The following is a 12352-nucleotide window of genomic DNA, read 5'->3' as shown; positions in this document are numbered from 1 at the left end:
GCATGACGCTACCTCAAACACCCAAATCTCGCCTGGATGGCCGCACGGCCCTGGTCACCGGGGCCAGCAAGGACCTGGGGCTGGCGGCGGCCGGTGCCCCGGTGGTGCTGTTCGGCATCATCCACACCCAGATCACCCAACACTGCCAACAGGAGGCCTCATGACCTGGACCCTGAACGCCCTGGCCGAGCGCCGCGTGCGCTACCCGGACCTGGTGCCTTGCCGCAATGCCTTCGTCGACACCCGCTCGCCGGGGTCGGATCGCAAGGAAAACTTCACCATCATCGGGCCCGGCGTGGCGGAGAGCGCCGACCAGCACGTGCACATCTCCGAGCCCCATGGCTTCAACGTCGGCGGTGCCCGCCAGCCTGACGGTTGCCTCAACTCTCAGCACTCCCACGAGGAAGCCGAGGTGTTCGTGGTGCATACCGGCCGCTGGCGGCTGCTCTTCGGGCCCGAGCGCGAGGACGGCACTCTCGACATCGGGCCGGGCGACGTGGTGAGCGTGCCGATCCACATGTTCCGCGGCTTCGAGAAGCTTGATGCCGGCACCGGCTTCCTCTGGGTGGTGCTGGGCGGCGACGACCCCGGCCGAGTCCGCTGGGCGCCCAGCGTCTTCGACCTGGCCCGGGAGCATGGCCTGGTCCTGCTCAAGAACGGTCAGCTGGTGGACCTGGCGGGCGGCGACACCCTGCCCGAGGACGCCGAGCTCGAGACGGCGCCGGATGCCGACGAGATCGCGCGGCTGGTCACCCCGTCTCCGGACCGCCTGGCTAAGTGCCTGGTACGCCACGAGGATCTGACGCCCAGCGCCACCTCGCCGCTGGCAGGGGAGGGCGTCGAGGAGTGTCCGGTGATCGCCCCGGTCGCGGCTGCCGACGGCCTCGGTCCCGGTCCGATCACCGGCTGGTGGCCCCACGGCTTCCAGCTGCGCGTGCTGCGCCTGGCGGCCGGCGCCGCGACCCCCGACTACCGCTGCGAGGAGCCGGAGGTGCTGTTCGTGCAGTCCGGCCAGGCGCGCGTCGTCAGCGAGGCCGGCGAGCTGACGCTGGAGACCGGCGACACCTTCACCTCGCCCCAGGGCTGGGATCACCGGGTCATCGCCGACGCCGACGCCGAGATCGTGGTGGTGCGGGGCGGCGATGCACCGATTGGCCCGCGCCTCGTGGCCTGAACAGGGAGACACCATCATGTCCGAGCGACATTCCCTGGTGTTGATCCCTGGCACCCTCTGCGACGAGCGGCTCTGGGCGCCGCAGATCGAGGCCCTGAGCAGTCAGGCGGAGATCCTGGTGCCGCGGATCGACAGCTGCGATGACCTGGATGCCCTGGCCCGGGACATTCTCCGCCAGGTCCCCTGGCCGCGCTTCAATCTGGCGGGACTGTCCATGGGCGGGATCCTGGCGCTGTCCATTCTGCGTCAGGCACCCGATCGGGTCGCGCGCCTGGCGCTGCTCAACACCAACCCCTTCGCCGAGGCCCCGGAGCGTCAGGCCCAGCGGATCGACGACATCGCCCAGGCCGAGGCGATGGGCCTTGCCCGCTATGCCCGCGAGGTGCTCGCACCTCTCTATCCCGCCGAGGGCGCTCCCGCCGATCTAGCCCACACCGAGCTGGTGGTGGCCATGGCCGAGCGGGGAGGGGTCGAGACCTTCCGTCGCCAGTCCCTGGCCCTGCGCGATCGGCCCGACGGCAGCGCGGCGCTCGCCGCCATCACCCAGCCGACCCTGGTGCTGTGCGGCGATGGCGACCGGCTCTGCCCGCCGGCGCGCCACACCTACCTGGCCGAGCACATCCCCGACGCCGAACTGATGATCCTCGAGGGCGTCGGCCACCTCAGCACCCTGCAGGCGCCGGAGGCGGTCAGCGAGGCGCTGGCTCGCTGGCTGGACCGCGACCCGAACCCCCAGACCCGGAGAGACCCATGACCCTGAGCCCGGAACTGCTCGAGACGCTGCGTCGCTTCGACACCCCTACCGTGGCCAACGCCCTGGACCTGGTCCGCGGCACTCGCAGCGCCGAGGGCTTCACCCGTCGGCCGCTGGTGGCCGCCGATCCCCAGGCCGCGCCCCTGGTCGGCTATGCCCGCTGTGCCAAGATCCGCGCCCTGACGCCGCCCGAGGAGGACGTCGCGGTGATCCGGGAGCGGCGCCTTGCCTACTACCGCTACGTGGCCGAGAGCCCCGCCGACAGCCTGATGGTGATCGAGGACGAGGACGGCGAGGACGCCGTGGGCGCCTACTGGGGCGAGGTCAACACCTGCCTGCACAAGCGCCTCGGTGTAAACGGCGTGCTGACCAACGGCGTGATTCGCGATCTCGATGACCTGGAGCCCGACTTCACCGTGCTGGGCGGCCGCGTCGGTCCCTCCCATGCCTATGTGCGGGTCACCGCCGTGGACGAGCCGGTGGAGGTGTTCGGGATGCGCGTGGCCCCCGGCGACCTGCTGCATGCCGACCGCCACGGCGCGGTGCGCCTGACGCCGGAGGAGGCCCAGGCCCTGCCCGAGGCCATCGAGCGGATCGTCGGCGCCGAGCGCGAGTTGCTGGCCAGCGCCCGGGCGCCCGGCTTCGATTTCGACAAGCTGCTCGACGCCTGGGAGGCCTTCGAGAAGCGTCGCGTCTAGTGGTGCCCGTCCCCGGCCCCGGTTGTCTGACACGCCGCCGGCGTGCGCGATCCGCGCGAGCGGACGCCCATCATTGCCCCCTGGATCGATGTAGCGACAACGACAGGAGACCCGGACTAACTGTTCGATCCGCCAACCGAGCAGCGCTTCTAGTTCGACACCGTCGAGCATGGCGGGCTGCAACCCTGCAGTCAGGGGTTGGCTCGCCTGTCGGCCAGCAGGTCGGCACCCACGTCTCGATGTCGGGGAGGCATCGAGGCGGCACCGCCTGGCGGTGTATCGCCGTCAACGGGTTTGCCGTTGCGGCTTCCTCCCTCACTGATGAATGCACAATCACAAATTAAGGGACACATAATGCATTTCAAAGTACCGGCCCTTGCCCTGGGGCTGCTGACCCCCTTTTGCCTGTCTTCCGCTCAGGCGTTCGATCTGTATACGGATGCCGACACTTCCCTGAGTTTCGATGGTCGTGTGCAGTTTCGCTACAACACCTACCAGGATGACAGTCACCGTTGGGATGGTGACTCCCGATGGGCTCTGGTGGCGACCCAGGCCATCAATGACGAACTCGACTTCCTGGCCAAGGGTGAATGGTCGGTCTATGCCACCGAGGATGACTATGATGATGACCAGCACGTCACTCAACGCCTGCTCTATGCCGGACTCGATCACGACCGCTACGGTGAACTGACGGTCGGCAAGCTGTGGGGCGTGGTCTACGACGTGGGCTGGTGGACCGACATGGGCCGCAAGTTCGGCAGTCGTGCCTTCGGGGTCTACAACTTCGACGACTGGGGCCAGGTGAGTGGCGCCGGGCGAGCCGACAACGCCGTGGCCTGGCGCCAGAGCTTCGGCGACTGGAAGCTCGGGCTGCAGTACCAGGGGCGCCGCGGCGACAAGGAGCTGGCCTTTGGCGTCGAGGCCGACCTCACCGAGGGGATCGGCGCCTCGCTGCGTCGGCCGGTGGGCGAGAACCTGGAGGCCGGCGTGGCCTACATCCAGAACACCTACGAGGATGTGACGCCGGGAAGCGGTGTTTCGGATGGCGACAAGGGTCGCCTGTGGCTTGCCGGCATCAAGTACGCCACCGATCACATCCATGCGGCGATGCACGTCGGCTACAGCCAGGACTGGGAGATCGCTCCCAACGGTCAGTTCTACGATGCCCTGGGCATTCAGGCCTACAGCTACTATCACTTCGCCAACGGATTACGGCCCAACGTCAATTTCAACTGGCTGGACGACACTGGCGAGGACAGCGAAGGATATCGCCGCCTGACCTACAGCTTTGGACTGGAATACCACTTCATCCGTGATCGCTTCCTCGTGTGGAGCGACTACCAGATTAATCACGGCAGCAATGGCTGGGACAGCCAGGAGCGGCACTACGGCGATGCCGACAGCGAGTGGGCACTGGGTATCCGCTACGATTTCTGAGCGGTGCGCCATGGTTCTCGCTGTTATGCATACGTAGTACATTGTGGGTGACATCACCGCGCTCGGCGACTGAGGTTGCCGAGCGCTCTCGATTCCATTCCCGTTCGGAAATTGATCATGACCGTACATCAAGCCAACAAGGCCCTGATTCTCGACTTCTATCGCGAGCTGGAAGCTGCCACGCCGGAAAGCGTCACCGACATTCTCGCCACCTACACCAGCGCCGATAGCCATTGGCGTGGCGTTCACCCCTTCGGTGAGCAGTACGGAGCGGAGGCCATTGCCGAGGCCTTCTGGCAGCCTTTCCTCGCTAGCTGGTCCTCGGTCCAGCGCCGTCAGGATGTGTTCTTCGCCGGCACCAACGCCGCCGACGGTAGCGACTGGGTGGTCAGCATGGGCCACTTCATGGGGCTGCGAGACCGCCCCTGGCTGGGTATCCCGGCGACCCGCAAGATCGGCTTCCTGCGCTACGCGGACTTCCACTGTATTCGCGACGGCAGGATCGTGCGCAGCGGATTCTTCTGCGACATCATCGATGTGATGCACCAGGCCGGGATCCAGCCCCTGCCGCTCCAGACCGGTGCCTCCTTCGTCTATCCCGGCCCCCGAACTCATGATGGCCTGCTGTTCGACGACCAGGCCCCCGCAGAAGGCGAGAAGACCCTGTCGCTGGTCAACCGGATGGTCGATGACCTGACTGCCCTCAACAAGAGTGGCAACGACCGCTGTCCCCCCGAGGTGTTGGCGCGCAGCTGGCACGACGACATGATCTGGTACGGCCCCGCCGGCATCGGGGCCACCTACACTATCCCGCGCTATCAGGAACAGCATCAGTATCCCTTCCGTCAGGGCCTGAAGGGCAAGATCTTCAACGGCCACATCACCCGCTTCGCTGAGGGCAACTACGCCGGTTTCTTCGGCTGGCCGAATCTTACCAACACGCCCACCGGGGGCTTCCTTGGTTTGCCCGGTGGCGAGGTGCCCGCCGATATGCGGGTCGTCGATATCTATCGCCGCGAGGGCGACAAATTGGCTGAAAACTGGGTGTTGATCGATCTGCCATATTGGCTGAAGCAGCAGGGGCTCGACATCCTCGAGCGTACCGCCGGGCTGGTGGGCACCGATTACTCGTAGGTGACGACCAGGAAAGCCAGCAGCTCGTCGTCGCTGACGTTCTCGATCACGTGTTCCTGGTCGGCGTGATAGTGCGCTGAATCCCCCTCCGTCAGCTGGCAGTCGCTGTCGCCGGCCACCACCCGGGCACGGCCCCGGGTGATGGTCAATAATTCCCGTGTGCCTTCAAAGTGGGGGGCACTGCGCAGGCTGGCCCGTGGGGCGATGCGCAGTTCGTAGAACTCCACGTGCTTCTCGAGATGCAACGGCGAGAGGGTCCGGATGCGGCACTCCCGATCGTCGCGGAACAGGTGGGTGGCATCGTCGCCGCGCACCACCTCGATGGTGGAGGCGGTCCAAGGCTGGTCGACGAGATCGCCGATGCTGAGCCCGAAGGCCTGGGCGATGCGCAGGGTCACCGCCAGGGTGGGATTGGCGCGTCCGCGTTCGATCTGGCTGAGCATCGAGCGGCTAACGCCGCAGGCGGAGGCCAGCTGGTCCAGTGTCAGGCCGCGCTTCTTGCGCAGCTCGATGACGCGGTCGCAGAGCAGCTGGCCGCCCTGTGGCGGCTGGTGGGATGCCTCTGATGGCGTCATGGCGTCATGGCGTCATGGCGTCGGGGTGCGTGTTGGTCACTCTTGGACTCCTATCCAATATAATGGAATTTTTTTCTTTCATAAGGGATGTTTTCCATTATGCTGGAATTAATTCCTTCATGGTAATCATCCCGGCAGAGATTGCCAGCCATGGGGGCACTCAAGAAGACCACTCACAATTAGTAGGAGAGGCGCATGAAGGCGTTGGTCAAGCGAGAAGCAGCCCCCGGTCTATGGCTGGAAGACGTGCCGATGCCTGAGGTCGGCATCAACGATGTGCTGGTCAAGGTGAAACGCACGGCGATATGTGGGACCGATCTGCATATCTATAAGTGGGATAACTGGGCGGCTAAGACCATCCCGGTGCCCATGGTGGTCGGTCATGAGTTCGTCGGCGAGATCGTCGAGGTCGGTTCCAACGTCAATGATTTCCACCCTGGCCAGATTGTGTCGGGAGAGGGGCATGTCGTTTGCGGGCGGTGCCGCAACTGCCTGGCAGGGCGTCGCCATCTCTGTCCCCACACCCCTGGCATTGGCGTCAATCGCTCCGGTGCCTTCGCCGAATACGTGTCGTTGCCGATGTCGAATGTCTGGGAGCATCGGCCGGGTATCGACCTGGATGTGGCGTCTCTGTTCGACCCGCTGGGCAATGCGGTGCACACAGCGCTGCAGTTCGACGTCCTGGGGTAAGACGTCCTGATCACCGGCGCCGGACCGATCGGGGCCATGGCGGCGGCCGTCTGTCGGCATGCTGGGGCGCGTCATGTGGTGATCACCGACCTCAATCCGGATCGCTTGGCCTTGGCCAAACGACTGGGGGCCACGCGCACCGTCAATGTGCAGGAGGAGAGCCTGGCCGAGGTCCAGCAATCGCTGGGCATGAGCGAAGGCTTCGATGTCGGGCTTGAGATGTCGGGCAGCCCCGAAGCCCTGAAGAGCATGCTGGCCAGCATGTGTCACGGCGGTCGGGTCGCCATGCTCGGCATTCCTGCCGAGGACACGGCGATCGATTGGAACACCGTGATCTTCAACATGCTGACCATCCGTGGAGTCTACGGGCGCGAGATGTACGAGACCTGGTACAAGATGTCCGTGTTCGTCGAGTCCGGGCTTGATATCTCGCCGGTGATCACCCATCGCCTGCACTACACCGAGTTCGAGCAGGGCTTCCAGGCGATGCTGGAGGGGGAGGCCAGCAAGGTGGTCCTGAGCTGGGACTGAGCCTCCGCGAGGCGTGGTGACGAAGACGGACAACCAAGGACTGCACATCATGTACGGTAATTTTCAGGAACATCTGCGCAACGAGCTTGCTGAAATCGAGTCAGCCGGCCTCTACAAGCGCGAGCGCGAATTGGCTACGGCTCAAGGGGCGCATGTCGGCGTGGCAAACGACGGAGAGGTGCTGAATCTCTGCGCCAACAACTACCTGGGGCTGGCCCAACACCCGGCGGTTCAGTCGGCCGCCCGGGAAGGGCTGGATACGTGGGGATATGGTCTGGCGTCTGTGCGCTTTATCTGTGGCACTCAGACATTGCACAAGGACCTCGAAGCGCGGCTCAGCGAGTTTCTCGGCACCGAGGACACCATCCTTTATCCGTCCTGTTTCGATGCCAACGGTGGGCTCTTCGAGACCCTACTGGGTCCCGAGGACGCGGTGATCTCCGATGAGCTCAATCACGCCAGCATCATCGACGGTGTACGCCTGTGCAAGGCGCGTCGCTATCGCTATCGCAATAGCGATGTTCTGGTCAAGTCAGAGCGGACACATTTTCAAGCTACAGCTGCCAATTCAATCTCCCTCGGCGTCTGGTAGCCCAGGGTCGAGTGGAGCCGGCAGCTGTTGTACTCCATCTCGATGTAATCAATCACGTCCCGCCGCGCTGCCTGTCGGCTCGCATACCGCTGGCCCGCCAGCCACTCGCTTTTCAGTGAGCCGAAGAAGCGCTCCATGACCGCGTTGTCCCAGCAGTTCCCCTTGCGGCTCATCGAAGCCTGGAATCCATGCCGGACCAGCGTGCCGCGGTACTCATGCGACGCGTATTGGCTGCCGCGATCGCTATGATGGATCAGCCCTCTCAAGGGCTGCCGGCGACCTACGGCCATTTCCAAGGCGTTCAGGACCAACTGCGTGCGCATGTGATCGGCCATCGCCCAGCCCACCAACTGCCGATCGTGGAGGTCGAGTACCGCCGCCAGATAGAGCCACCCTTCCAGCGTCCAGATCGCCGTGATATCGGCCACCCAGGCCCGATTCGGTGCCGCCACCATGAACTGGCGGTTCAGTAGGTTGGGCGCCACCGGCAGACTGTGCTCACTGTCGGTCGTATGTCGCCAGCGGCGCCGCTGACGTGCCTCTACACCGGCTTCCCGCATCAGGCTGCGGGCCTGGTAACGGCCGACGTCGTAGCCTCGGCGTCGCAGTTCTCTGGCCATGCGGCGGCTGCCATAGCTGCCACGCTTCTGGCGATGAATCTCTCTGACTTCGTGGAGCAGGGCCTGATGCTGGTCATCAGGGCCACGTCGTCGCCAGGCATAAAAACCACTCCGGCTGACCTGCATGACCCGACACAACACGGCCACGGGATAGGTGGCCTTCTCCGACTCGATGAACTGGTATCTCAGCTCGACTCTTTGGCGAAGAAGGCCGCCGCCTTTTTTAAAATATCCTTTTCAATCTGTAGCTTACGCACTTCTTCGCGGAGCTTTTTGATCTCGGCGTCGCGATCGTCCTCCTGCCGCTCCAGGCTTCCGGCGTCCTGCTGACGGTGCTTGCGGCACCAGCGGTCCAGTACGCTGCGCTCCACGCCCAGGCGTCGAGCAGCCTCGGATACGGAATACCCCTGATCGATCACCAGGCTCACCGCATCCGCCTTGAATTCATCGGAAAACCGACGTCGAGTCTTCTTGGTCATGAACACCTCCATTGCCTCCATTATGAGGCTTATCGGGGTGTCCGCTCCAATTGGACCACTTCACGATATGGCGGACCTGGAGGCACTATAGAGCGACAATTACTCTGACCGGTGGACGACAACTATTCTGACCGGTTGCCCTAAGCTTGACCGCTCGTCCGACCCACCAGGGAGCCGGTATGGCGGTCACCAGCCAACAGGTCACGCTCTATATGTCGCAACGTCAGCAAGGCCAGGCCCAGGAGGTCGCCGCCGCCAAGGCCGGCCTCTCCGTCAGCACCGCCCGCCGCCTCGAGCGACGTGCCGAATCCCCCGAGCCATCGGCCCCTCGCCAGTGGCGAACCCGGCCTGATCCCTTCACCGATGTGTGGGACGATGTGGTCGTCCCCCAGCTGACGACTACCCCGAACCTGCAGGCTCTGACCCTGCTGGAGTGGTTGCAGGAGCAGTATCCCGGCCAGTACCCCGATAGCCTGCTGCGTACCCTGCAGCGCCGGGTCAAGGGCTGGCGGGCCGCCCATGGGCCGGACAAGGAGGTGATGTTTCCGCAGACCCATGGCCCGGGGCTGCGCGGTCTCTCCGACTTCACTGAGCTCAAGGGTCTCGTCATCACCGTCGCCGGGGAGCCGCTGGAGCACCGGCTCTATCACTTCCGCCTGGCCTTCAGCGGCTGGTGCCACGTACGCGTGGTGCTGGGCGGCGAGAGCTACACGGCCCTGGCCGAAGGCCTGACCGGTGCGCTGGAGCGTCTCGGCGGTGTCCCCGCAGAGCACCGTACCGACAGCCTATCGGCGGCCTTTCGCAACCTGGGGCGTGATGCCGAGACGGATCTCACCGAGCGCTATGCCGCCCTGTGCGCCCACTACGGCATGACGGCGACCCGCAACAATCCGGGGCGAGGGCACGAGAACGCCAGCATCGAGTCGCCGCATGGCCACTTCAAGCGGCGTCTCCAACAGCGCCTGACGCTGCGTGGCTCCCAGGCGTTCGCCAGTCTCGACGCCTACCAGGCGTTCCTTGATGAGGTGGTCACTGCCATCAACCGCCGCAATGCGGCGCGCATCGCCATCGAACGCGATGCCCTGAGGCCGTTGCCCAGTCGACCGGGCACCGATTACACCGAGCTGACGGTCAGCGTCACCACCTCCAGCACTATCCAGGTGCGCAAGGTGCTCTACTCGGTGCCATCCCGGCTGATCGGCGAGCGTCTGCGGGTGCACCTCTACGACGACCGCCTGGTGCTGCATCACGCCCAGCAGGTGCTGCTGACGCTGCCGCGTCTGCATGCCACCCCGGCGAGTGGCCGCCTACGGGTGATCGACTATCGCCACGTGATCGGCTGGCTGGTCCGCAAGCCCCGTGCGCTGGCGGGGCTGACGTTCCGTGAGGAGCTGTTGCCGGGCGCCGACTGGCGTGAGCTGTACGCACGGCTGACCGCCGCCTGGCCGGTCGCCGAGGCCTGCAAGCGCATCGTCGGGGCCCTGGCGCTGGCGGCCGAGCAGGACCAGGCCGAGGCCATCGCCACCTACTGGCTGGGGGCCCTGAAGCACGGGGAGCGCCCCACACTGGCCGACCTCCAGGCGCGCTTCGCTGCCAAACCAAAGGGCGTGATCGCGCTGCCTCAGGTCACGCAGCATGAGATCGCCAGCTATGACGTCCTGCTCCCCTCCACCTCGGCCACGGAGGTGCGCCGCCATGCCTGACGCCCAGACCCTGCCGCTGCTGCTGCGGCAACTGCGCCTGCCCACCATGGCCGCCTGCTGGTCCCAGCTGGAGACCCGCGCCCAGGCCGAGGGCTGGAGCCTGCCCCAGACGCTGGCCGCCCTGTGCGAGCACGAACTGGCCGAGCGCGAGCGGCGCCGACTGGCCCGCCACCTCAAGGAGGCCCGGCTGCCGGTGGGCAAGACCCTGGAGACCTTCGAATTCGACGCCATCGGGGCTGAGCAGCGCCGGCAGCTGAGCGCTCTGGCGGGGGATGCCCAGTGGGTCGACCAGGCCCACAACCTGCTGCTGTTCGGGCCCTCCGGCGTGGGCAAGAGCCATGTGGCCGCCGGGCTCGGTCATGCACTGATCGACCAGGGGTACCGGGTCCGTTACGCCACGGCATCGGGCCTGGTGCAGGAGCTCCAAGCCGCCAAGCAGGCCCTGCGGCTGAGCGACGTGCTGACCAAGCTCGACAAGTACGCGGTGCTGATCATCGACGACATCGGCTACGTCCAACGCAGCGAGGCCGAGACGTCGGTGCTGTTCGAGCTGATCGCTCACCGTTACGAGTCGGCCAGCCTGATCATCACCGCCAACCAGCCGTTCAGCGCCTGGGACAGCATCTTCCCCGACAGCATGATGGCGGTGGCCGCCATCGACCGGTTGGTACACCACGCCACGCTGATGGAACTGAGCGGAGAGAGCTACCGGAAACGCGCCTATCAACGTCAACTACAAGGACGAAAAGTCGCGTCGTCAGACTGACGACAACTACCCACCCAACCGGTCATTTTAATTGTCGCCGACCGGTCAAAGTAGTTGACGTCGCATAAGGCACAGTTGCAGGCGGCCGATGAGGCGGGAGCGCGCTTCAAGCTGATCACCACCGATGGCGTCTTCTCGATGGACGGCTATATCGCTCGGCTGGATGAGATCTGTGACCTGGCCGAGCGCTACGGGGCGCTGGTGCATGTCGACGACTGTCATGCGACGGGCTTTCTCGGCGACGGCGGTCGCGGCACCCATGAGTACAAGGGGTGCCTGGGACGCGTGGATATCCTCACTGGCACCCTGGGCAAGGCCCTGGGGGGAGCCAGTGGCGGTTACACCAGCGGCCGTCGCGAGATCGTCGAGCTGCTGCGTCAGCGCTCGCGTCCCTACCTGTTTTCCAACACTGTGGCGCCGCCGGTCGTGGCCGGTGCGCTGAAGGCCCTGGAGCTGGCGGCAACATCCCGGGAGTTGCGTGATCGCCTGAAAGACAACACGGCCTACCTGCGTCGGGGACTCGAGGCGCTGGGCTTTGAGCTGCTTCCCGGTGAGCATCCCATCGTGCCGGTGATGCTGCATGATGCCGCCCTCGCGGCGCGCTTCGCCGAGGAAATGCTGAAGGAAGGCGTCTATGTCATCGCCTTCTCTTACCCGGTCGTGCCCAAGGGCAAGGCACGGATTCGGACGCAGATGTCCGCCGCCCTGACGCAGGACGATCTGGATGAGGCGTTGGCCGCTTTTGGCCGGGTCAAGGAACGCCTTGGGCTCTAGCCTTTGTCACTCCCGCGTCATGCGCCGCTCACGACTGGTCGGGTAACGAGCGGCGTACGTGGGCGCGGTAGTGTCGGGGGCTGAGCCCGGTCAGCGCCTTGAAGCGTTTGCTAAAATGGTAGGCATCGCAGAAGGCGAGTCGCTCGGCGATGTCGGCGATGCTGGCATCGCCGTGCACCAGCAGCGACATGGCCCGTCGCATGCGCCTTTGTTCGAGGTACTGCTTGGGGCTCATGCCGAGCGCGGCCTTGAACAACTCGCCGAAGCGGTTGCGCGATAACGCGCAGTGCTCGGCCAATTCGGCCACGCTTGGCAATGGCGCAGGACGTTCTTCGATCAGCCGTAGGGCCCCCAATGTCAGGATGAGTGTCGTGCCCTCTGATACCCTGTTCTTATAAACCGATCAGGGGGCGAAAGGAGACGCT

Annotated in this window: 10 protein-coding genes and 4 pseudogenes; 11 read left to right on the top strand and 3 right to left on the bottom strand. The window is 65.1% G+C overall.

Translation table 11 applies throughout. The annotated features are described in order from the left end of the window. Positions 1-2 precede the first annotated feature (2 nt). From FEI13_RS19450 to FEI13_RS08915, 6 genes are all read left to right on the top strand, one after another. On the top strand, positions 3-164 hold the full coding sequence (locus FEI13_RS19450; RefSeq protein WP_240036480.1) for a hypothetical protein: 162 nt from the start codon (positions 3-5) through the stop codon (positions 162-164). Continuing rightward, positions 161-1174, top strand: coding sequence for a cupin domain-containing protein (locus FEI13_RS08935; RefSeq protein WP_138181194.1), 1014 nt, complete (start codon positions 161-163; stop codon positions 1172-1174). The genes FEI13_RS19450 and FEI13_RS08935 overlap by 4 nt, the downstream gene beginning before the upstream one ends. Positions 1175-1190: 16 nt before the next feature. After that, on the top strand, positions 1191-1928 hold the full coding sequence (locus tag FEI13_RS08930) for an alpha/beta fold hydrolase (RefSeq protein WP_138181193.1): 738 nt from the start codon (positions 1191-1193) through the stop codon (positions 1926-1928). Further along, the gene (locus FEI13_RS08925) at positions 1925-2626 is read left to right on the top strand and encodes an RraA family protein (RefSeq protein WP_138181192.1); all 702 of its coding nucleotides are present in this window, start codon (positions 1925-1927) and stop codon (positions 2624-2626) included. Before FEI13_RS08930 ends, FEI13_RS08925 begins: the two co-directional genes overlap by 4 nt. Before the next feature lie 354 nt (positions 2627-2980). Beyond that, positions 2981-4063, top strand: a complete 1083-nt coding sequence (locus FEI13_RS08920; protein WP_158294532.1) for a porin — start codon at positions 2981-2983, stop codon at positions 4061-4063. Positions 4064-4180: 117 nt separating this feature from the next. Beyond that, the gene (locus FEI13_RS08915) at positions 4181-5197 is read left to right on the top strand and encodes a nuclear transport factor 2 family protein (protein ID WP_138181190.1); all 1017 of its coding nucleotides are present in this window, start codon (positions 4181-4183) and stop codon (positions 5195-5197) included. On the opposite strand, the gene FEI13_RS08910 is transcribed toward FEI13_RS08915, so the two are convergent. Beyond that, positions 5188-5772 carry a helix-turn-helix domain-containing protein gene (locus FEI13_RS08910; RefSeq protein WP_166462128.1) on the bottom strand — a complete coding sequence of 195 codons (585 nt, stop codon included), beginning with the start codon at positions 5770-5772 and terminating at the stop codon, positions 5188-5190. The two genes, FEI13_RS08915 and FEI13_RS08910, sit on opposite strands and share 10 nt — an antisense overlap. 195 nt (positions 5773-5967) lie before the next feature. On the opposite strand from FEI13_RS08910, the pseudogene tdh reads away from it, so the two are divergent. Next, positions 5968-6993: pseudogene (gene tdh / locus FEI13_RS08905) on the top strand (L-threonine 3-dehydrogenase). A 49-nt stretch (positions 6994-7042) separates the two neighbouring features. Further along, positions 7043-7516, top strand: a pseudogene (locus tag FEI13_RS08900) (aminotransferase class I/II-fold pyridoxal phosphate-dependent enzyme); the annotation flags it as partial. Positions 7517-7542: 26 nt separating this feature from the next. Here the strand turns inward: FEI13_RS08900 and FEI13_RS08895 are convergent. Then, a pseudogene (locus tag FEI13_RS08895) lies at positions 7543-8684 on the bottom strand (IS3 family transposase). Positions 8685-8863: 179 nt separating this feature from the next. On the opposite strand from FEI13_RS08895, the gene istA reads away from it, so the two are divergent. From istA to FEI13_RS08880, 3 genes and pseudogenes are all read left to right on the top strand, one after another. Then, positions 8864-10387: an IS21 family transposase gene (istA, locus tag FEI13_RS08890; protein WP_420841584.1), complete on the top strand. Its 1524-nt coding sequence runs from the start codon at positions 8864-8866 to the stop codon at positions 10385-10387. Next, on the top strand, positions 10380-11153 hold the full coding sequence (istB, locus tag FEI13_RS08885; protein WP_138181188.1) for an IS21-like element helper ATPase IstB: 774 nt from the start codon (positions 10380-10382) through the stop codon (positions 11151-11153). Before istA ends, istB begins: the two co-directional genes overlap by 8 nt. Before the next feature lie 66 nt (positions 11154-11219). Beyond that, positions 11220-11927, top strand: a pseudogene (locus FEI13_RS08880) (aminotransferase class I/II-fold pyridoxal phosphate-dependent enzyme); the annotation flags it as partial. A 28-nt stretch (positions 11928-11955) separates the two neighbouring features. On the opposite strand, the gene FEI13_RS08875 reads toward FEI13_RS08880, so the two are convergent. After that, on the bottom strand, positions 11956-12225 hold the full coding sequence (locus FEI13_RS08875; protein WP_204758385.1) for a helix-turn-helix transcriptional regulator: 270 nt from the start codon (positions 12223-12225) through the stop codon (positions 11956-11958). Positions 12226-12352 lie beyond the last annotated feature (127 nt).

Origin of the sequence: Halomonas urmiana (assembly GCF_005780185.1) — a bacterium.
Taxonomy (GTDB): Bacteria; Pseudomonadota; Gammaproteobacteria; order Pseudomonadales; family Halomonadaceae; genus Halomonas; species Halomonas urmiana.
This window is presented reverse-complemented; position numbering and strand designations above follow the sequence as displayed.